Here is a 20,619-nt window from a genome sequence, read left to right as displayed (position 1 = left end):
GGAACACTTATATCAAAAATAATGCCATAGTTTCAAAAGGAGGTTTTATTGTGCCAAAGTATGAAAACATCAAAAAAGTTCTGGTAATAGGATCCGGGCCGATTGTGATAGGACAGGCAGCCGAGTTTGACTATTCCGGAACGCAAGCTTGTAAAGCCTTAAGAGAAGAAGGGGTACAGGTTGTGCTTGTAAATAATAATCCAGCTACCATAATGACTGATACAGATATAGCAGATGTCGTTTATATCGAAAATCCTACTCTTGAAGTTATGGAAAAGATAATAGAAAGAGAGAGGCCTGATGGAGTCCTTGCTACACTGGGGGGACAGACAGGACTTAACCTTGCAGTTAAGTTGAAAGAGGCAGGAATTTTAGATAAGTATAATGTAAAGATTTTGGGTGCTTCTTTTGAGTCAATAAAAACTGCTGAGGACAGGGAACTTTTTAAAAGAAAGATGGAAGAAATAGGAGAGCCGATGGCAGAAAGTGTAACGGTAACAAATGAGAGAGAAGCTCTTGAATTTGCTAAAAAATATGGATATCCGCTGATAATAAGACCTGCATATACTCTTGGGGGCACAGGTGGTGGAATGGCTTATACTGATGAGGAGCTCATTTCAATTGTAAATTTAGGGCTAAAAAAAAGCATGGTTCACGAGGTTTTGGTGGAAAAATCACTGTACGGTTGGAAAGAAATAGAATTTGAAGTGATAAGAGATGGTGCTGATAATTGTATTATAGTCTGTGGCATGGAAAATTTTGATCCAGTAGGAGTTCATACGGGAGATAGCATTGTTATAGCACCGGTACAAACTTTGTCGGAATACGAATATAATATGTTAAAAAATGCAAGTATTAAAATAATAAAGGCTTTAAAGATCGAAGGGGGTTGTAACATACAATTTGCTTTAGATCCCCAAAGTCACAATTACTACGTTATAGAGGTAAATCCAAGGGTTAGCCGTTCAAGTGCACTGGCCTCAAAAGCAACAGGATATCCAATTGCCAGAGTTGCTGCAAAGATAGCAATAGGCTTGAGGCTTGATGAAATAAAGAACCCCGTGCCAAATAAATCTAACGCTTTCTTTGAACCTGTCATAGATTATGTCGTAACAAAAGTTCCAAGGTGGCCTTTTGACAAATTTTCTACTACTGATAGGAGAATAGGAACTCAAATGAAAGCCACGGGAGAGGTTATGGCTATAGACAAATCTTTTGAGGCTTCCCTTTTGAAAGCAGTAAGGTCTTTAGAGATAGGGGCTTATGGCCTTCGATTAGAAAGTATAAAAAAAGCAGGAATGGAAGAAATACTAAAAGGTGTTTCAGTGCCAAATGACCTAAGACTGTTTTATATTGCAGAGGCTTTCCGACGGGGTATAGATATAGATTATATTTGTGAACTCACAAAGGTAGATAAATGGTTTTTAACCAAACTTTCGGATATCGTAGAAATGGAAAGAAAAATAGAAAAGAGTGAATTAACAAAAGAAATTCTCAGAGAAGCAAAGAGGATGGGCTTTTCAGATAGAGAAATTGCAGAGATTAAGGGCCTTAAGGAAGAGGAGGTTAGGGCTTTAAGGAGAATATATGGTATAAGTCCTTCATATAAGATGGTGGATACGGGGATATATTCCACGTACAATGGAGAAGATGAGGTTGTAATCCATGATATACCAAAAGTGATTGTAATAGGATCGGGCCCCATAAGGATTGGGCAAGGGATAGAATTTGATTACTGTTCTGTTAAAGCTTTGTGGGCTTTAAAAGAAGCTGGAATCAAATCTATTATTATAAACAATAATCCAGAAACTGTAAGTACAGACTTTGATACAGGGGATAGACTTTATTTTGAACCTATTACATTGGAAGATGTTTTAAACATATATGAAAAAGAAAGACCACTTGGTGTTCTAGTAATGTTTGGCGGTCAAACGGCCATTAATCTGGCAGAGGACCTTATAAAAAGTGGTGTAAAAATATTAGGTACTTCCTTTGAAAGCATTGATATAAGTGAGAATAGAGAGAAGTTCTCAAAACTTTTGAAGGAATTAAATGTAAATCAGCCTAAGGGAGGATATGCCAGTACAGTAAAAGATGCAAAAGACATAGCATTGAAGTTGGGTTTCCCTCTTCTAGTTAGGCCTTCTTACGTTATAGGGGGACAGTCGATGGAAAAAGTCGATACAATTCAAGAACTAGTTGATTATGTAAAAAATGCTATAGAACTCTCCGCGGGGAAACCTGTGTTGATAGACAAATATATAAACGGAAGAGAAGTAGAAATTGATGCGATTTCAGATGGAGAATGTGTATTAATCTCTGGAATAATGGAACACATAGAAAGGGCTGGTATACATTCAGGGGATAGTTTTACTGTATATCCTGCAAGAAGTTTGACTGAAAGAGAGGTAAATACCATTATAGATTATACAGAAAAAATCTCTAGAGCTCTAAAAGTAAAAGGACTTATAAACATCCAGTTTGTAGTAAAAGAGGGTATAGTATATGTTTTAGAAGTGAATCCCAGGGCTTCTCGTACCGTACCTATTATGAGCAAAGCAACAGGTTTACCTATGGTGAAATTAGCGGTAGAAGTTGCTTTAGGAAAGAAGTTAAAAGACTTAGGCTATAAAGGTGGTTTATGGCCTCATCCGCCATATACAGTTATAAAAGCACCGGTGTTTTCTATGGAAAAACTTATTGATGTTGAAGTTTCGTTAAGTCCTGAAATGAAGTCTACTGGAGAGATAATGGGAATAGATTTGACGTACGAAGGAGCTATTTACAAAGCTTTGGAAGGAACAGGGCTTAAAATACCAAAAAAAGGCAGGATATTGCTTTCAATAGCAGAAAGGGATTTTGAAGAAGCAGAAATCTTGGTAGAAAAGTTAAAAAGCAGTGGTTACGAAATATGGGCAACTTTTAAAACCAGTGAATATCTAACAAAAAGAGGAATTGAGGTAAAAAGTGTAATAGCAGAGGATGCAATAAAATTGCTAAGAGAAGGATATTTTGACGTTGTAGTAAATACACCAACCAAAGGTAAAAAGCCTGATAATGCAGGATTTAAATTAAGGAGAACGGCGGTTGAATACAGAATCCCTCTTTTTACTTGTATAGACACTATAAAAGCAGCTTTGAATGCTGTCATGAAAGTAAACTTAAATGCCTTGACTCTTTTGTCTATAAATGAATACCAGCAAATACAAAAAGATAATGTTAAAAATTTAGTGCTTTAATTAAAGGGATGGGCTTGGTACCTACCAAGGTATCAAGCCCTATAATTTACCATCCTCTTGTAGCGTATAATTTAGTTTCTTCTAATTGCCTTATATCTATACCACTCATTGCTTCTCCTAAGCCTTCAGAGACTTCTGCTAGTATTTCTGGCTTGTTGTAATATTTTACAGCTTTTACTATAGCAGCTGCCATTTTTTCAGGGTTTTGCGATTTAAATATTCCTGAACCAACAAAAACACCATCTGCACCAAGCTGCATCATGAGTGCCGCGTCTGCCGGTGTAGCGATGCCTCCTGCTGCGAAATTTACAACTGGAAGTTTTCCATGTTGTGCAACATATTTTACAAGGTCATAGGGTGCCTGAAGTTCTTTTGCAGCAGCCATAAGCTCCTCTTCTCCCAAAGTTGTAAGCCTTTTTATTTCGGCATTTATCATCCTCATATGCCTTACAGCTTCTACTACATTTCCAGTACCTGCTTCACCTTTTGTTCTTATCATTGAAGCTCCTTCTGCTATGCGCCTTAAAGCCTCTCCAAGGTTTTTTGCACCACATACAAAAGGCACTTTAAAATCCCATTTGTTTATATGGTACATCTCATCTGCAGGTGTTAAAACTTCACTTTCATCAATAAAATCTATCCCAAGTGCCTCTAAAATCTGTGCTTCCACAAAATGTCCAATTCTAACTTTCGCCATAACAGGGATTGATACTGCTGCCTTTATCTCCTTTATTATTTTAGGGTCTGTCATTCTTGCGACTCCACCCCTTGCCCTAATATCGGCCGGAACTCTTTCAAGTGCCATGACTGCCACAGCTCCTGCTTTTTCAGCAATTATTGCTTGTTCAGGAGTTGTTACATCCATGATTACTCCGCCCTTTAATTTTTCAGATAAATTTTTCTTTGTTTCAAGAAGGTCAAGCATTGTTTCACCCTCCTTAAAATTGTTATAATATTTTTACCTTCTATAATACAATTGTACACATTAAACCATAACAATTCAATTATAACACTATACGTACAAATTTATTAAAAGCATAAAAAAGCATAAAAAACTGCCAAGAGGAAATTTTCTCTTGGCAGATCTAAGTTTTTGGTTTTTTAATATTTTACAGGTTCACTACCTCCAGCGCTTAAATCAAAGAAATAATTGCCACTACCTCTATATGAATAAACTTTGATATAATAAGTACCAGTTTTTGAAGGAAGTATTGTTATTGTTTCTTGCCTTTGAGTCCCTGTAGAGCTTTTGATAAGTGTGCCGCTTGGATCATAGAGGTATATATCAAAATCGGGATTGTAATTTGCCCAGTCAGGAATTATTAATGTTATTGAGATTGGATAACTTGTATTTATTGCGTTAAAAGTCCAAATATCACTGTAACGAGAACCGGGCAGATAACCTGAAATATAATAATGATTTGGTACATCAATATTATTTCCTCTAAAATTACCTGCTACCCTTATAGCTTCATAGCCATCCAATCTTCCTGCACCATAGTCAACGTTTTTGCTTGGAGGTCCCCAGCTTTTTGCAGTAGACATTATTATATTTTTTGCATCATTTGGAGTGAGATTTGGATTAGCGTTAAGCATAAGAGCAACAGTTCCTGCTACAAAAGGTGTTGCCATGCTTGTACCGCTGTATGTTACATATCCATTTACAGAATTCGCCTTTGCGGCAGTTATATTATATCCTGGGGCAGCAATGTCAGGTTTTATTCTTCCGTCAGCAGTAGGACCGCGGCTGGAAAAGCTTGCGAGGTTAAAGCCAAGTTCACCTACATCTGCCATTGCTGCGACTGTTATGGCTTTTTCCGCAGCACCAGGGGACCCTATGGTGTATTTTGCAGGGCCAGAGTTTCCTGCTGCTACAACTACTACAATACCGCTATCTACTGCTCTATTCACTGCTAATGAGGTAGAGTCAGTTCCATCAGAACTTGTAGAAGTGCCGAGGCTTAAATTTATAACTTTGATTCCGTATACATCTTTATTTTGAACAGCCCAGTCAATTCCTGCAGTTACAGTGCTCATGCTGCCGCTTCCATTTGCATCTAAAACTTTTATTCCTACCAACAAAGCATCAGGAGCAACGCCTTTGTAAAGACTGTTTCCAGCACCTGTGCCTGCAGCAATACTTGCTACGTGAGTTCCGTGGCCATTGTCGTCGTATGGTGTAGTTTTGTTGTTGATAAAGTCTTTCCATCCTATTATTTTTCCACCTGAGAGGTCAACGTGATTTCCGTCTATACCTGTGTCAATAATTGCTATTGTTATATTTTTCCCTGTGACTCCAAAATCACTCCGTGCTTTTGTGATTCCAAACCACTTTGTTGCGGTATCTAAAGTAGCGTATACAGGCTCATCATACTCAATTTGCTTTACTATTTCTAATTTGGACAGTAGATTGATTTGACCTTTGGTTAGATTGGTGGCAATGGAAGGAATAATTTTATATTTGTGTTTTATATTAAATCCTCCGATGTTTTTTGTGATATTTAAAAGGTCCTGGTCGGTTATGGGTTTGTTAAAAGTTATTATTACAGGAAATTCTTCTTTGTCTGGTGCACTAATTAGTCTTTGTTCTAAGTTGTCAAAAATTTTGTTTTTATTAATATCCTGGATAGATGTTTTTTGAGGTAAGTTTGGATAAATTTTAGAAGAAGGTTCTACGACAGTGTTTATTTGATTAGGTTGGGCTTGTGTTGCTATGTCGGTCAGAGAAATTAAGCTTATAATCAATATTAGTGAAAGTAAAAATTTTACTAGATAGCTTCTTTTCATTTCACATGCCTCCTTAAAATTGAGATAAAGTTGTTTTTTAATTTTTGAAAAATCTTTATTTACAATTTCCCACCTCCTCGAAAATATTTCTATAAAACAGAAAAGCAATTTTTATGCCATATTATTGTATATGGTAAAGTTGAGGGAGATTTTCAAATTGTATATTTTTTATATACAGATTTTTATACATTTAACTCTAGTGTTTTTTGATTTGTTATTATCCATAAAAATTTTGACGAATTTTGTTGAAAAAAACTTTTTATGATAATGGAGGAAAAGCTCGGTTTGTATCTAAATAATATAATTAAAGAGGAATATCTAGAAAATGGTGAGAAGTATGAGCAATAAAGATAGGGTGTACCGACTCGTAATTGAAAAAAGTAAAAATTTTAATTTGAGAGATTTCTTTCTTCATAAGATTGGAGGCATTACTACAGCTGAGATAGGGGAAATTCTCGATATTGCGCGAGCTAACGTATCATCTATTTTAAATGAGCTTGTTAGGGAAGAAAAGGTTATCAAAATAATTTCCAAGCCAGTTTATTATGTTGAAAGAGAGACCTTTATTCGTGCTTTTGGCAGAGAAGTTCAATATGAAATTAGCCTAAATGAATTAGAGAGGATTAGTGAAACATATGTTAAAGAAGCTGATTTTAGCAATATAGTTGGATATGATGGAAGTTTAAAGGAGCAAATAGAGCAGGCAAAAGCTGCAGTGATATATCCTCCTCATGGGTTGCATACTCTTGTTATCGGTCCTGCTGGTTCAGGAAAAACGTATTTGGCAGAAAGTATGTATAAATTTGCTCAGCGAAAGGGATTAAGAGGAGCCTTTGAGGTTTTAAACTGTGCGGATTATTACCATAATCCACAGCTTCTTCTTTCTCACCTTTTTGGTCATGTAAAAGGTGCTTATACTGGAGCCTATAATGAAAAGATAGGTTTAGTAGAAAAGGCAGATAATGGAATTCTATTTTTGGATGAGGTCCATCGGTTGCCCCCAGAAGGACAAGAAATGCTTTTTTATTTGATGGATAAGGGAATTTACAAAAGGTTGGGAGATACTGAAGAAAGGAAAGCAAATATAATGATCATTGCAGCTACTACAGAAAAAATAGATTCAATACTATTGAAGACCTTTATAAGAAGAATACCTGTTATAATTCAACTTCCTTCCTTTGATGAAAGACCTTTAGAAGAAAAACTGAAAATAATTTTATATCTTATAAAAGAAGAATCAAAAAGATTAGGCAGTCCAATTATTGTTCCTTACTACCTCGTCTACTTACTTTCTTCTTTTAAGTACGAAGGCAATATAGGAGAGTTAAAATCTCTTTTGCAACTTATGTGTTCTAAAGCGTTTTTAATCAATTTTCAGATGAACCGAAAGTTTTTAAAATTGGATATGAATTTGTTACCTGCTAAATATCAAAAGAAAGAGAGCTTTACAGGGAGAATTGATGAATTTTTTATCATAACTCCCTTAGAGGAGAAAAGTATTGATAGATACGACTTGTATGAGTTTATAGCTTCAAAGTATCATGAACTTAAAGAAAAAGGCATGGGAGAAAAAACTATTAGAGAGAAAATCTTTAATACAGTAGAAGAGTTTTTGGATAATTTTGAACTTTTTATTTTCTGACAACAGTATGTTCACTTTGTTTTTTGCTTTTTTTTACTAAAATTGCTGCAGCGAGAGCAGTGAGAGGAATGGCAGCGACCAATCCTGTGCTTGCGGCCAGTGAACGAACTATCTCTGTGGCTATGATGTCCAAATTTATTATCTCTTTCAATGAAGTTTGGTAAGCCATAAACAAGAGAAGGAGAGGAATTGCGCTTCCAGAATAAGCTAGAATTAAAGTGCTTGCCATGGTTCCCATTATGTCTCTTCCAACATTCATTCCTGCGGAAAAGAGTTGCCCTGTAGTGAGATTTTCGTTTGCTCTGCTTATTTCTTCAACTGCAGAAGCTATAGATATTCCTACGTCCATTACGGCTCCTAAGGCTCCTAAGATTATTCCTGCAAACAAAAGGCTTTTAAAATCGAAAGTTATCTGTTGAGGTATGTAAAGGAGCATCGCAGCTTCATCACTGGAAAGACCGGTAAGACGGATTTTGCTCCCTATAAAGTAAGCTATAAAGCCTGCTAGTATAACTCCGCTTGTAGTACCTATTATAGCCGAAATGCTTTTACTGTTTATTCCTGCTATTATAAACATAGTAAGAACGGTAATTACTATAGAAACCAAGACAGCTATAGGTATAGGATTATATCCTAAAAGAATAGCAGGGAGTAATATTTTAATTATTATGAAAAATGTGAATGCGAGAGTTATTATAGCTTTTATACCTTTTTGGCGCCCTACTAAAATTAAAGATGCAGCAAAAAGCAGTGTTAGGTAAAGCACGTAATCCTGCCTGTAGTAATCTAAAATGAAGACATCAAGATGACCATCTTTTTGGGGTTCTATATATACGAAAACCTTATCTCCTTTTTTCACTATTATGTCAAAAGCCAGGTTTCCCGTGAGATTATTCTCAATAGTAAAAACTTGACCTTTGTATTTTCCACTAGTTATTTTTAGTTTTACAGTTTGATATGCCAGAGGTGTTCCCTCAGATGCTTGAGTTTTTTCTTTTACCTGGCTTGCTTCTAATACTATAGCTGTGTCCATATCTTGTTTTGCATAGGCGGTAGAAGTTAGTAGTAAGATAAGCATAAGAAGAGTCGATATGTACTTCAATGCTTTAATCAAGCTTTGGACCCCGCTTTCTTGAATAAATTTAAATAAATTACGAAAATATTATAGCACTTTTTTTAAAAAGGTGTCAATGAAGGTTTAGGTAAAATTTTTACATTTATGGAATATAAGAATAAAAGAGTATACAGGAGTATATTTGAGAATATATCTCAATAATATATCATAAAAAGCACAGAAGAGATATAAAAGTGAATAACGGCCATATACGCAAGTTGAGCTTGTAAGGATAGGGTAATATAATAGGAAAAGGGTTTGACTCCTCTGTTGTTGAAAAACGACAATAGAAAGGAGGAAAAGATATGAAAAAGGTCATGGCATTGATACTTGTCTTTGCAATGGTCTTTGGTGTAGTTTCTCAGGCTTATGCTTATACGAAAGTACACGTGGTATCAAGGGGAGATTCCCTCTATTTGATTGCAACATGGTATGGAAGCGATTTAGACAGCGTAAGGCAGGCAAATAATAAATGGGATAATTTAATATATCCAGGGGAAAAGCTTGTAGTTCCTATAAAAGATGACAGCGCCTATTATAATTACTTGGTGGACAGATATTTAATAGCAAAGATGATATACGCTGAGGCTAGAGGAGAAAGTTTTGAAGGAAAAGTAGCCGTTGGAGCGGTGATACTAAACAGAATGAGAAGTGGGATTTTCCCTGACACGGTAGCAGGAGTTATTTATCAGCCATATGCCTTTGAATCAGTGTTAAATGGAGAATTTTTTAACCATGAACCTGACATGGAAGCTTTTAAAGCGGCTGACGCTGCTTTAGCAGGTTGGGATCCAACCGGAGGAGCTCTTTATTTCTTTAATCCAGAGACTTCTACTTCATGGTGGATATGGACAAGGCCTGTCACCACGGTAATAGGACATCACTGGTTTGCGAGATAGGAGTAATTTCCTATCTCGCTTTTTAATAAATTATTCAATTTTGTAGGAAAATAAGGGATAGAAGCGTAAAAGGGGTGAATTTTCGTGAAAAGGATTTTTGTATTTGGTAGTAAAAGTGCCCTTCCTTTAAAAGAGTTTTTAGAAGTTTTTTTTCGTGATCTAGGTATTTCAGTGGAAGAGATAAATTACAACCTATACTGTGATGTGCTGGTGATTTATGATATTTTTGATAAGAAACTTATGAATTCATTAAAAAATTATATCAATAATTTTTCTCCAAGTGTTATAATAGCTAATGGGGATGTAAAAGATGTAAATTTGCTTTTTGATATGGATATCAATTTTACTTTAATTACGGTGGGTTTAAACCCCAGGTGTACAGTTACTGCTTCGTCTATTGTTTATGAGGAGCAGGGTTATAGGTTCAATTACTGTGTGCAGAGAGCGTTTAACAATTTAAAAGGCCAGTTAATTGAGCCTATGGAAATACCTGTTGAAATAAAAACGTCGGAACAGTATAATATATATAACTCATTGTTTGCGGTTACATTGTTGACTTTGTTTAAGGAAAGAGAAAAATTTTTTGAATCGCCTGTCATAATCGGGGTGTAGGGTTAATATATTTTTAAAAGGACACATAAGGGGAAGGGGAGAGTGAACGGATGGCAGGTAATTTTTTAGAGAACAATACTGTTACATTGGTTGGAAAGGTTTTTACACCCCTTGAGTTTAGCCATGAACTTTACGGAGAAAAGTTTTTTAATTTTATTTTAGAAGTGCCAAGGTTGAGCGAAACAAAAGATTATCTTCCTATAACCATATCCAACCGTCTATTTGAAGGAATGGATTTGGAAGTTGGGATGAGAGTAAGAATCGAAGGACAGCTAAGGTCATATAACAGAAAATCTCCAGAAGAGGGTAAAAACAAACTTATTCTCACTGTATTTGCTCGTGACATATCTTTTGTTCCTGAAGAAGAAGTTGTAAAGAATCCTAATGAAATTTTTTTGGACGGATTTATATGTAAAAAACCCGTCTACAGGACTACACCTTTGGGCAGAGAAATAACGGATTTGTTGATAGCTGTAAACAGGCCTTATAATAAATCTGATTACATACCCGTAATTGCTTGGGGTAGAAATGCTAGATTTTCTGAAAAACTAGAGGTCGGAGACCGAATAAGATTATGGGGGAGGGTACAGAGTAGAGAATATCAAAAAAAATTGGGAGATGAAGTAGTAACAAAAATTGCTTATGAAGTATCTATAACTCGTATGGAGATAGTAGAAAAGGAATTGCAAAAAACAGAATGATAGAATAAAACACCCGAAGGCTCGGGTGTTTTTGTTTTAACCTCTCAAATCTTCCATTAATTTAGTTTTTTCTTTGGTCTTTTCATCGACTACTTTGACTATTTTTGCAGGAACACCCGCCACTACTGTGTTAGGGGGTACATCTTCAATTACTACCGAGCCTGCTGCAACGACGGCTCCTTGACCCACTCTTACGCCCTCCAGTATCACAGCGTTTGCCCCAATCATTACATTATCTTCAATTACAACAGGTACACTACTTGGAGGTTCTAAGACTCCTGCTATAACGGCTCCTGCACCGACGTGGACGTTTTTTCCTATAATGCCCCTTGCGCCTATTACAGCGTTCATATCTATCATGGAGTTTTCGCCAATTTCTGCTCCGATATTTATAACTGCTCCCATCATTATAACAGCGTTTTTGCCTATCTTGACCTTGTCCCTTATTATTGCTCCTGGTTCTATCCTTGCATCTAAATGGGTTATGTCAAGAAGTGGTATTGCTGAGTTTCTTCTATCGTATTCTAAATGGTAATATTTTATCCTATCCTTGTTTTGTTCTATGATTTTTTCTATAATTTCTAGTTCTCCAATGAGTATTTTAAATTCTTCGCAACCAAATATTTTTAATTCTTCCGTTTCTTCTGCATGGATGTTTCCCTGCACATATGCCTTTACGGGGGTTGATTTTTTTGCTTCTTTTATATACCTTGCGATTTCATAAGCGTTTGTCAGGTTGTCATTTGTGCTCAAGTTTATCATCCTTTCTTTACAAGGTCTTCCATTGTATATAATCCTGGGTTTTGACCTATTAAGAATTTAGCGGCTTTTAAGGCTCCATGGGCAAAGACTTCTCTTGATTGGGCAGAATGTGAGATTGTTATTACTTCATTGGGGCCAGCAAAGATTACATCATGGTCTCCGACTATTGTTCCTCCTCTTACTGCGTGTATTCCTATTTCATTTGATTTTCTTGGTTCTGTTTTTGTGTACCTTCCATATACGTACTCTCTCTTTTCGGGTAATACCTGATTTATTGAATCTGCAATCATAAGGGCTGTACCGCTTGGGGCATCTTTTTTAAGGTTGTGATGTTTTTCTACTATTTCTATATCAAAACCCTCTAAAACTTTTGCAGCTTCTTTTACAAGACTTATAAGCACGTTTATTCCGAAAGACATATTGGCAGACCTGAAAATTGGGATTTCTTTTGAAGCTTTTTCTACTTCTTTTAATTCTTCTTCGCTGAGCCCTGTAGTTGCAATAACTACAGGAATTTTTCTTTTTGCAGCTTCTCTTACTAGATTTGGAACAGCTTCATGATAAGAAAAATCTATTATAACATCTGCTTCTTCTTTCACATCTTTTAAGTCTGAATATACAGGGAAATCAAGTGGGGAAGTGTTTTTATCTACCCCTGCTACTACTTCAAATTCAGGATTTTCTTTGGCCAATTTTGCTACTACTTTGCCCATTTTTCCGTTGCAGCCATGAATTATCAATCGTATCATTAATTTTCCTCCTTTAAAAGGCCATACTGCCTTAAAACCGATTTTAGATATTCAAGATTTTTCTCGCTCATTTCAACAAGAGGCAAGCGCAGAGGGCCTACTCCAAAACCCATCAGGTTCATAGCAGTTTTCACGGGTATTGGATTGGTTTCTATAAAAAGAGCTTTGTTTAAAGGGTTCAGTTCTAACTGCATATCTCTTGCTTTTTCAATATCTCCATTGAGGTAGGCTACTGTCATTTCATGAATTTTAGCGGGAATTATGTTTGCTGTCACAGAAATTACTCCAAGGCCTCCTAAAGACATGATTGGTATTACCTGGTCATCGTTTCCTGAGTATATTTCAAAAGATTTACCCATTATGCGGGCGATTTCAGCAATCTGAGATATATCTCCGCTTGCTTCTTTTACTCCTACTACATTTTCTGCTTTTTTCCTGACTTCTAAATAGGTTTCGGGTAGCATATTCAAAGATGTCCTGCTGGGCACGTTATAAATTATAATAGGAATATCTACGTGACGGGCTATTTCAGTAAAGTGAGCTACCAATCCTTTTTGTGTTGTTTTATTATAATAGGGAGTTATTACTAAAAGGGCATCTGCTCCTACTGATTGTGCGTATTCGCTGAGTTCAATTGCATGAGCAGTGTTGTTAGAGCCGGTTCCTGCAATGACCGGTATCCTTTTTGCAACTTTTTCTACAGTGAATTTTATGGCTTCCTTTTGTTCCTCATCAGTCATTGTAGAAGCTTCTCCAGTGGTTCCACATATGAGGATTGCATCTGTTCCTTCTTTTATGTGCCATTCGATTAATTCGCCTAGCTTATCAAAATTTACTCCATTTTCAGTAAAAGGAGTGACAATAGCTACGCAAGAACCTTTAAATACAGGCATACTCACTTCTCCTTTCACATATTTTTGATTACAAGTTCAGCAATCTGCACGGCATTAGTTGCCGCACCTTTTCTTATGTTGTCTGCTACTATCCACATGTTTAAACCGCTGTAAACTGTTTCATCCCTTCTTATTCTACCCACAAATACCTCGTCTTTTCCTGTAGCAAGAGTGGCAAGAGGATATAAATTATTTTCAGGATCGTCCATCACTACGACTCCAGGTGCGTTTTTCAAAGTTTCTATCAGGTCTTTCATTTCGTATGGCCGAGCAAATTCTATATTTACAGATTCGCTGTGGGAATTTACCACAGGTACTCTTACTGTAGTTGGAGAGACTTTTATGGAGTCATCTTTCATTATTTTCTTCGTTTCGTTTATCATCTTGAGTTCCTCTTTTGTATATCCACCTGGAGTGAATGAGTCAATGTGAGGAATGCAGTTATTTGCTATTGGATGTGGAAATACCTGAGGAGGTTCTCCTCTTTGTGTTCTTTCCAGGTCATCTATCCCTTTTTTGCCTGCTCCTGATACTGCTTGATAAGTAGATACGACAATGCGCTTTATCCTGTACCTGTCATGAAGGGGTTTTAAAGGAACGACCATCTGTATAGTAGAGCAGTTTGGATTCGCTATTATTCCTTTATGCCAATGGATGTCTTCTGGATTTACTTCTGGTACTACTAAAGGCACGTTTTCGTCCATGCGCCATGCACTGGAATTATCTATGACTATTATTCCTCGAGATGCAGCTATCGGCGCAAATTGTTTGCTTATAGTGGCTCCCGCTGAGAATAAGGCTATTTGTATGTCTTTTTTAAAGCTTTCTTCAGTAAGTTCTTCAACTACATATTCCCTGTTTTTAAAATAGAGTTTTTCACCGGCAGATTTCGAGGAGGCAAATAAGTAGAGTTCATTTACAGGGAAATTTCTTTCTTCCATAATCTTTAGAAAAGTTCTCCCAACCATGCCGGTAGCTCCGACAATTGCTACATTAACTTTTTTCATAATTTTTAATCCCCCTCTATTTTGGGCTTTTTAATTTTATACTGTATTAAAGTAAATGACTTACTTAAAATATATCACTACCATTATATGAAGTCAATAAAATAAGGATTACACGAGATAAAAAAGCCTAAAAAGTGTACACTTTTCACTCTTTAGGCTTTGAGACTTTTTCGAGAGATTTTAAAGTGTTAAGCATCACTTCTGCTTTTATCTTTGTAAGAAGCTTATTGTGGAGTTTTACTGCTTTTTGAAGTTCTGCAATGCTGCCTTCAAGTTTGTCGGCAGAAGCTTTCGCATTTTTGGGCAACCTTGGCTTTAATGTTTCCCAGATGGAATTTACATCTACTATGTCTTTGGAAATTTCATCCCATTTTTCAGTTTCACTTTTAAATTCGATATCCCGGCAGTAGAACTTGAGCTTTTTTAGTTCAGAAGTTAGAGTTTCATCTGAAAAAAGTTTTTCAAATTCAGGTATATATTTATATACGCCATTAGCATATATTAAAACATCTGTCTTAGACTTTTTTTCTATTACTAGTGTGAGATCGTTTATGGCCGCGCTCATACTGTTAATGAGGTTTAGCTTTGTGCCTTTTTTCATGGCTAGGGTAGAAAGGGAATTCCAATCGTTATGTATATCTTTTAAGTTTTTTTCTATTTGTTGCCATTTTATTTCATTTTGAGAAGGTTTCTGCTTTTCTTCCTTCTTACTTTTAGTTTTTTCATCAGATTGGGACTTTTCCGGAGTTTTATAAACCGTTTTTATCTTTTTTGCTTCATCTATTATTTTTTCAATATCTTTTTCTATTTTTGTAAGTTCTTTTGGAACCTGCGATTCTGTTGAAGTTGAAGGCTTTTTTTGGATTTTTTCTTGTTTTTTGCATCCTGTTGTGTTAAACATTATTCCTAATATGAGGAGGGCAACTATCCACTTCGGAAATTTTACCATATCACCACCTCAGAAATAGTATGCCCTCCCTTTGAAGAAGTATGCTAACTTATTTTATTTTCTTTAAGCTGGTCTTTGTATTGCAACATGTAAAGTGTGTAATAAAGGCCTTTTTTCTTGAGGAGTTCCTGATGAGTTCCTATTTCTCTTATGCGGCCTTTGTGAAGGACTATTATTTTGTCGGCGTGCTGTATTGTGGAAAGCCTATGGGCGATGACAAGCGTAGTGCGCCCTTTTGTCAATTTTAAAAGAGCGTCTTGTATCAGTTTTTCTGTCTCTGTGTCTATGTTAGCAGTTGCTTCATCCAAAACCAGGATTTTAGGGTTGAACGCCAGTGCTCTTGCAAAAGCTAAAAGCTGTCTTTGACCAGCCGAAAGAGTAGAACCTCTTTCCGTAACTTTGGAATTATATCCTTCAGGGAGTTTTTTTATGAATTGATGAGCATTTACATATTTTGCTACCCTATATATATCATTATCGGTTATGTTTTTGTTATTAAGCCTTATATTTGATTTTATATCGCCTGTAAACAGGAATACATCCTGAAGGACTATGCCGATGTGTTTTCTCAAGTCTTGCTGCCTTACTTTTCTTATGTCAATTCCGTCAATTAATATTTCTCCTTTTTGAATGTCGTAAAATCTGCACAAAAGGTTTATTATAGAGGTTTTACCTGCACCTGTAGCACCTACAAAGGCCACTGTTTCTCCTGGATTGACTTCAAAAGAGACGTCTTTTAATACCCAGTCCTTTCCGTTATAGGAAAACCATACATTTTTAAACTCAATCCGTCCCTTTATATCTCCAAGAGGTACAGGGTTTTCAGGGTCTTTGACTTCTTCTTTGGTATCCAAGAGAATAAATATTCTTTCTGCAGAAGCCATTGCTGACTGAAGTATATCGTATTTTTCAGATATGTCAAAGATGGGTTGAAAAAGCTGTTGAAGGTAATTTACAAAAGCGTAAAGCACACCGAATTCTATTTTTCCTGCTATTATGTCTTTACCACCATACCATATTAAAAGGGCCAAAGTGAGAGAATAAATGACGTCCATTGAGGGACGGAAAATGGCAAATATGGTGAGCTGTTTCATATTTGCTTCATAATATTGCTTATTTATTTTCCTAAATTCGTCCATTTTTTTGCTTTCTACCACGAATAGCTGAACTATCTTCATGCCGCTTATGTGTTCTGAGAGGAAAGCATTTATTCGAGCGAGTCTTATCCTAACAAGTCGGTATGCTTGTGAGACAAGTCTTCTGTATATATACATACCCGTCAGTATCAAAGGAGTGGTAGATAAAGTGATGAATGCCAGCCTTACATTGTAACTTAACATTGCAATGATAATCCCTGCAATTATAAAGAGGTCGTTGAACAGGTTTGTTATTACACTGGTGTACATTTCATTTAAAGTGTCAGTGTCGTTGGTTACGCGTGTTACTAAACGTCCTACCGGATTTCTGTCAAAAAATGATAAAGAAAGCCTTTGAAGATGTTCAAAAATTTGCTGTCGTAGATTAAATATTATTTTCTGACCTGTGTACTGGATGAGATAGACCTGACCGTAATTTATTAAAAAGGCCGCCGTTATTATGGCTATGTAAATACTGCCTATTCTTATTACACCTTGAATTGCTTCATTCTTAGGAATGTGAGGGTTGTTTATGTAGTTATCTATGGCTTGCTGTACTAGGTAAGGTCGTAAAAGGTTTGAAGCAGTTACCAGCAAAATTGCTATGGCGCCTATCATTATGTAAAACCAATAAGGTTTTGCGTAAGTCAAAAGTCGTTTCATTATTTTCCAGTCAAAAGGTTTTGCCATTATTTCTTCTTGTTGGTATTCCATTTGTATCACCTCAGCTTTCTTTTTCTATGGCTTCTTCTAGCTGTTGTTTTTCATATATGCTATAGTATAAACCCTTTAAACTCAAGAGGTCTTCGTGAGTGCCTCTTTCTACTATTTCACCCTCATCCAGTACTATAATTTCATCCGCGTTTTTTATGGTAGAAATTCTATGAGAGACTATTATAGTGGTTCTGTTTTTCATAAACTCTTTTAAGTTTTGCAGTATCTTTTCTTCTGTATTAGTATCTACAGCAGAGAGGCTATCGTCTAATATTAAAATTTTAGGTTCTTTTATAAGAGCTCGTGCAATTGCTATTCTTTGCTTTTGACCTCCTGAAAGTGTAACACCTCTTTCGCCTACCACAGTTTCATATTGCTGAGGAAATTCTATTATATCCTTATGGATATCAGCAATTTCGGCAAATTTCTGTATTTTCTCCAGGGGTTCTTCTTTTGTAAAGGCTATATTGTTAGCTATTGTGTCAGAAAAGATAAAATTGTCTTGGGGAACAAAGCCAATATTTTCCCTCAAGATTTTTAAGGGGATTTCATTTATGTCGTGACCGTCTATAAAAATTGTGTCACAAGGAACCGTATATAGCCTTGCTATTAAGTTTACAAGTGTGCTTTTCCCACTACCTGTTTTACCAATTATAGCAAGAGTTTTGCCTTTGGGGATTTTCAGGTTTATGTTTTTTAAAACAGGTGGAAGGTCTTTTTTATATGAAAAGGTCAGGTTTTTTATTTCTATGTTTCCCTCTATTGTAGTTATATTTGGGTCAGCATATTTGTCGGTTATCTCTGGTGATTCACTCAATATGACATTCACTCTTTCCATTGAAGCAGATCCTCTCTGAAAGATGTTTATAACCCATCCGAAAGCCATCATAGGCCATATAAGCATACCGAGATAGGCGGTAAAAGCTACAAAGTCTCCTAAAGAAATTGTTCCCTTTATTACTTGAAGACCGCCGTACAAAAGAGCAATTGTGAAACTTAAGGCGGCAAGGAACTGCACCATAGGATCAAAAAGGCCCCAGACCTTTATCATGTTCATGTTAGCCATGAAGTTTTTTAAATTTTCTTGACGAAAATTTTCTATTTCTTCTTTTTCTTGAACAAATGCCTTTATTACTCTTATTCCTGAAATACTTTCTTGTACCTTGTCGGTCAAGGATGCGAAGGCTTCTTGAACTTTTGTAAATCTTGCGTGGATTATTCTTCCAAATTTATTGACTACAAGGGCTAAAATTGGTAGTGGAAGTAAGGCAAACACAGTCAATTTTATATCAATAGTTAAAACCATTATCAAAACTATAGTAATGCTTAAAAAAGAAGCGTCAATCGACATAATAATCCCGGGTCCTGCTGCCATTCTTACGGCATTTATATCATTGGTAGCATGAGCCATTAGGTCGCCCGTTTTGTGTTCGTGGTAATATTGAGGGGATAGAGTCAGAAGCTTATAAAAAAGGTCTTCTCTTAATTCCTTTTCTAAAAGCCTTGACATTCCCATTATCTTAATTCGCCATATAAATCTAAAGGCAAAAATTAGTAAAGATATACCTATTATCCATAAAGAGTAATTTAGCAATATTTTTGGTGTAAGGTCTTTACTTTTAAATAAATCGGTTACACTGCCAAGCAGACGAGGGATTATCATTTGAAGCAAGTCTACTCCTAATAAGAAAATGATTCCAATAAAATAATCCCACTTATGCCTTTTTATAAAAGGAATGATAGTGGCGAAGCTTTTCATAATAATTTCCCCCTTGGTGGTCTTTTCTATCTCTCAAGGTATAATAATATTATAACGTAAACCTTTAAAATTTCAAAAAATTTATTAAAACTATATTGCAATAGGAAGAAAAAGTGATATAATAAATATTGGTTAAAATTGAATAAGATATTGAGGGATGGAAAGGGCAGTTAAAGGGGTGGGGAGCCTTTGGTAACTTCACCCTTAATTTTATTTTTGAGGAGGAAGAGTATGGGGAAAAAATATAGCAAAGAGGATGTATTGAAACTCGCAAAAGAACACAAAGTGGAGTATGTGCATCTTCAGTTTACCGACATTTTTGGGGTCATGAAGAATGTGTCTATTCCTGTGGAAGAGCTAGAAAAGGCTTTGAACAACGAGATAATGTTTGATGGTTCTTCCATAGATGGCTTCGTTAGAATAGAAGAGTCAGATATGTACCTTAATCCGGATCCTGATACCTTTGTTATTTTCCCATGGAAAAAGGAGTCTGGAGTTGAGGCACGGCTTATATGTGACATATATAAATACGATGGTACACCTTTCGAAGGAGATCCGAGGTATGTTCTGAAGAGGAATCTTGAAGAAGCCAGAAAAATGGGGTATGAATTTAAAGTGGGTCCCGAATGTGAATTTTATTTATTTTTGACGGATGAAAAAGGAAACCTTACCACTATTACACAGGATGAAGCTGGATATTTTGACATGGCTCCGGTAGATTTAGGAGAAAATGCAAGAAAAGAAATGGTTGCAACTTTAAAAGAATTAGGTTTTGAGATAGAAGCTTCTCACCATGAAGTAGGACCTGGACAGCACGAAATAGATTTTAAATATGACGATGCTCTCACTACCGCTGACAATGTAATGACTTTTAAAATGGTAGTCAGAATAATAGCTCAAAAGCATGGATTGCACGCCACCTTCATGCCCAAACCTGTTTTTGGAATTGCAGGTTCGGGGATGCACATGAACATGTCGCTTACGAAAGATGGTAGAAATGTTTTCTACGACCCTAAGGATCCATTGGGATTGAGTAAAGAATGCTATAATTTTATAGGCGGTTTAATGAAACATGCTAAAGGGATGACGGCTATTACGAATCCCACTGTCAATTCGTATAAAAGACTTGTCTCCGGATATGAGGCACCTGTAAACATAGCTTGGTCTTTAAGAAACAGAAGCCCTCTTATACGAATACCTGCTAAAAGAGGAGAGGCTACAAGAATAGAATTAAGAAGTCCAGATCCCAGCAGTAACCCTTATCTTGCTTTATCTGTGGCGTTGGCTGCGGGACTTGACGGCATTAAAAACGGTATTGTACCGCCCCCTCCTGTTAATGGAAATGTATACCACATGAGTGAGGAAGAACTGAAAAGTTCAGGGATAGAAAAATTACCGGGTTCTCTAGAGGAAGCTCTGGGGGAACTGGAAAAGGATGATGTGATAAAAAGAGCTCTCGGAAATCATGTGTACACAAAATTCATGGAAGCTAAAAGAGCAGAGTGGGATGAATACAAGATTTATGTTACACAGTGGGAACTCATGAAATACCTTTCTACTTTTTAAAAAGTAAGAAGCGAGTGTCTTAAAAACACTCGCTTTTTGTTGACAAAATAAAGAAGTGGCATTTTGTGTGTAAATGCGACTTGTTGTCAA

The 20,619-nt window shown here is 36.2% G+C and carries 16 protein-coding genes; 6 read left to right on the top strand and 10 right to left on the bottom strand.

Annotation, left to right across the window (positions count from 1 at the left end):
- The first annotated feature begins 50 nt into the window (after nt 1–50).
- Nucleotides 51–3,239 carry a carbamoyl-phosphate synthase large subunit gene (carB, locus tag ACPLVE_RS07505; protein ID WP_424610952.1) on the top strand — a complete coding sequence of 1,063 codons (3,189 nt, stop codon included), beginning with the start codon at nt 51–53 and terminating at the stop codon, nt 3,237–3,239.
- A 46-nt stretch (nt 3,240–3,285) separates the two neighbouring features.
- Here carB and pdxS read toward each other — a convergent pair whose 3' ends face one another.
- Nucleotides 3,286–4,164, bottom strand: coding sequence for a pyridoxal 5'-phosphate synthase lyase subunit PdxS (gene pdxS, locus ACPLVE_RS07500; protein WP_424610951.1), 879 nt, complete (start codon nt 4,162–4,164; stop codon nt 3,286–3,288).
- A gap of 176 nt (nt 4,165–4,340) precedes the next feature.
- Nucleotides 4,341–6,026, bottom strand: coding sequence for a S8 family serine peptidase (locus ACPLVE_RS07495; protein WP_424610950.1), 1,686 nt, complete (start codon nt 6,024–6,026; stop codon nt 4,341–4,343).
- A gap of 337 nt (nt 6,027–6,363) precedes the next feature.
- On the opposite strand from ACPLVE_RS07495, the gene ACPLVE_RS07490 reads away from it, so the two are divergent.
- Complete coding sequence (locus ACPLVE_RS07490) at nt 6,364–7,668, top strand: sigma 54-interacting transcriptional regulator (protein ID WP_424610949.1); 1,305 nt, start codon at nt 6,364–6,366, stop codon at nt 7,666–7,668.
- On the opposite strand, the gene ACPLVE_RS07485 is transcribed toward ACPLVE_RS07490, so the two are convergent.
- Nucleotides 7,658–8,782 (bottom strand): YibE/F family protein, encoded by a 1,125-nt coding sequence (locus tag ACPLVE_RS07485; RefSeq protein WP_424610948.1) that lies wholly within the window; start codon nt 8,780–8,782, stop codon nt 7,658–7,660. The two genes, ACPLVE_RS07490 and ACPLVE_RS07485, sit on opposite strands and share 11 nt — an antisense overlap.
- A 305-nt stretch (nt 8,783–9,087) precedes the next feature.
- Here ACPLVE_RS07485 and ACPLVE_RS07480 point away from each other — a divergent pair, with 305 nt between their 5' ends.
- From ACPLVE_RS07480 to ACPLVE_RS07470, 3 genes are all read left to right on the top strand, one after another.
- Nucleotides 9,088–9,681, top strand: coding sequence for a cell wall hydrolase (locus tag ACPLVE_RS07480; protein WP_424610947.1), 594 nt, complete (start codon nt 9,088–9,090; stop codon nt 9,679–9,681).
- A gap of 84 nt (nt 9,682–9,765) precedes the next feature.
- The gene (locus tag ACPLVE_RS07475) at nt 9,766–10,293 is read left to right on the top strand and encodes a Mur ligase (protein ID WP_424610946.1); all 528 of its coding nucleotides are present in this window, start codon (nt 9,766–9,768) and stop codon (nt 10,291–10,293) included.
- 50 nt (nt 10,294–10,343) lie between these two features.
- Entirely contained in the window at nt 10,344–10,994 is a 651-nt protein-coding gene (locus tag ACPLVE_RS07470) for a single-stranded DNA-binding protein (RefSeq protein WP_424610945.1), read from the top strand.
- A 36-nt stretch (nt 10,995–11,030) separates the two neighbouring features.
- Here the strand turns inward: ACPLVE_RS07470 and dapD are convergent, their stop codons facing one another.
- From dapD to ACPLVE_RS07435, 7 genes are all read right to left on the bottom strand, one after another.
- The gene (gene dapD / locus ACPLVE_RS07465; protein ID WP_424610944.1) at nt 11,031–11,756 is read right to left on the bottom strand and encodes a 2,3,4,5-tetrahydropyridine-2,6-dicarboxylate N-acetyltransferase; all 726 of its coding nucleotides are present in this window, start codon (nt 11,754–11,756) and stop codon (nt 11,031–11,033) included.
- Entirely contained in the window at nt 11,753–12,505 is a 753-nt protein-coding gene (dapB, locus tag ACPLVE_RS07460) for a 4-hydroxy-tetrahydrodipicolinate reductase (RefSeq protein ID WP_424610943.1), read from the bottom strand. Before dapB ends, dapD begins: the two co-directional genes overlap by 4 nt.
- Nucleotides 12,505–13,398: a 4-hydroxy-tetrahydrodipicolinate synthase gene (gene dapA, locus ACPLVE_RS07455; RefSeq protein ID WP_424610942.1), complete on the bottom strand. Its 894-nt coding sequence runs from the start codon at nt 13,396–13,398 to the stop codon at nt 12,505–12,507. The genes dapB and dapA overlap by 1 nt, the downstream gene beginning before the upstream one ends.
- A 14-nt stretch (nt 13,399–13,412) precedes the next feature.
- Nucleotides 13,413–14,405 carry an aspartate-semialdehyde dehydrogenase gene (locus ACPLVE_RS07450; protein WP_424610941.1) on the bottom strand — a complete coding sequence of 331 codons (993 nt, stop codon included), beginning with the start codon at nt 14,403–14,405 and terminating at the stop codon, nt 13,413–13,415.
- 145 nt (nt 14,406–14,550) lie between these two features.
- Nucleotides 14,551–15,354, bottom strand: a complete 804-nt coding sequence (locus tag ACPLVE_RS07445; RefSeq protein ID WP_424610940.1) for a hypothetical protein — start codon at nt 15,352–15,354, stop codon at nt 14,551–14,553.
- 44 nt (nt 15,355–15,398) lie between these two features.
- Entirely contained in the window at nt 15,399–17,204 is a 1,806-nt protein-coding gene (locus tag ACPLVE_RS07440) for an ABC transporter ATP-binding protein (protein WP_424610939.1), read from the bottom strand.
- A gap of 10 nt (nt 17,205–17,214) precedes the next feature.
- On the bottom strand, nt 17,215–18,963 hold the full coding sequence (locus ACPLVE_RS07435; RefSeq protein ID WP_424610938.1) for an ABC transporter ATP-binding protein: 1,749 nt from the start codon (nt 18,961–18,963) through the stop codon (nt 17,215–17,217).
- Nucleotides 18,964–19,194: 231 nt separating this feature from the next.
- Here ACPLVE_RS07435 and glnA point away from each other — a divergent pair, with 231 nt between their 5' ends.
- On the top strand, nt 19,195–20,529 hold the full coding sequence (gene glnA, locus ACPLVE_RS07430; protein WP_424610937.1) for a type I glutamate--ammonia ligase: 1,335 nt from the start codon (nt 19,195–19,197) through the stop codon (nt 20,527–20,529).
- The last annotated feature ends 90 nt before the right edge of the window (nt 20,530–20,619 follow it).

This window comes from Caldanaerobacter sp. (assembly GCF_049701115.1).
GTDB lineage: Bacteria > Bacillota > Thermoanaerobacteria > Thermoanaerobacterales > Thermoanaerobacteraceae > Thermoanaerobacter.
The sequence above is the reverse complement of the archived record's forward strand: the minus strand, read 5'-3'. Positions and strand labels throughout refer to the sequence as shown.

Excerpts from the sequence above, each read along its gene's own strand:
- pdxS (WP_424610951.1), bottom strand. The coding sequence starts at position 4,164 with ATGCTTGACCTTCTTGAAACAAAGAAAAATTTATCTGAAAAATTAAAG.
- ACPLVE_RS07495 (WP_424610950.1), bottom strand. The coding sequence starts at position 6,026 with ATGAAAAGAAGCTATCTAGTAAAATTTTTACTTTCACTAATATTGATT.
- ACPLVE_RS07490 (WP_424610949.1), top strand. The coding sequence starts at position 6,364 with ATGAGCAATAAAGATAGGGTGTACCGACTCGTAATTGAAAAAAGTAAA.
- ACPLVE_RS07480 (WP_424610947.1), top strand. The coding sequence starts at position 9,088 with ATGAAAAAGGTCATGGCATTGATACTTGTCTTTGCAATGGTCTTTGGT.
- ACPLVE_RS07470 (WP_424610945.1), top strand. The coding sequence starts at position 10,344 with ATGGCAGGTAATTTTTTAGAGAACAATACTGTTACATTGGTTGGAAAG.
- dapD (WP_424610944.1), bottom strand. The coding sequence starts at position 11,756 with ATGATAAACTTGAGCACAAATGACAACCTGACAAACGCTTATGAAATC.
- dapB (WP_424610943.1), bottom strand. The coding sequence starts at position 12,505 with ATGATACGATTGATAATTCATGGCTGCAACGGAAAAATGGGCAAAGTA.
- dapA (WP_424610942.1), bottom strand. The coding sequence starts at position 13,398 with ATGCCTGTATTTAAAGGTTCTTGCGTAGCTATTGTCACTCCTTTTACT.
- ACPLVE_RS07450 (WP_424610941.1), bottom strand. The coding sequence starts at position 14,405 with ATGAAAAAAGTTAATGTAGCAATTGTCGGAGCTACCGGCATGGTTGGG.
- ACPLVE_RS07445 (WP_424610940.1), bottom strand. The coding sequence starts at position 15,354 with ATGGTAAAATTTCCGAAGTGGATAGTTGCCCTCCTCATATTAGGAATA.
- ACPLVE_RS07440 (WP_424610939.1), bottom strand. The coding sequence starts at position 17,204 with ATGGAATACCAACAAGAAGAAATAATGGCAAAACCTTTTGACTGGAAA.
- ACPLVE_RS07435 (WP_424610938.1), bottom strand. The coding sequence starts at position 18,963 with ATGAAAAGCTTCGCCACTATCATTCCTTTTATAAAAAGGCATAAGTGG.
- glnA (WP_424610937.1), top strand. The coding sequence starts at position 19,195 with ATGGGGAAAAAATATAGCAAAGAGGATGTATTGAAACTCGCAAAAGAA.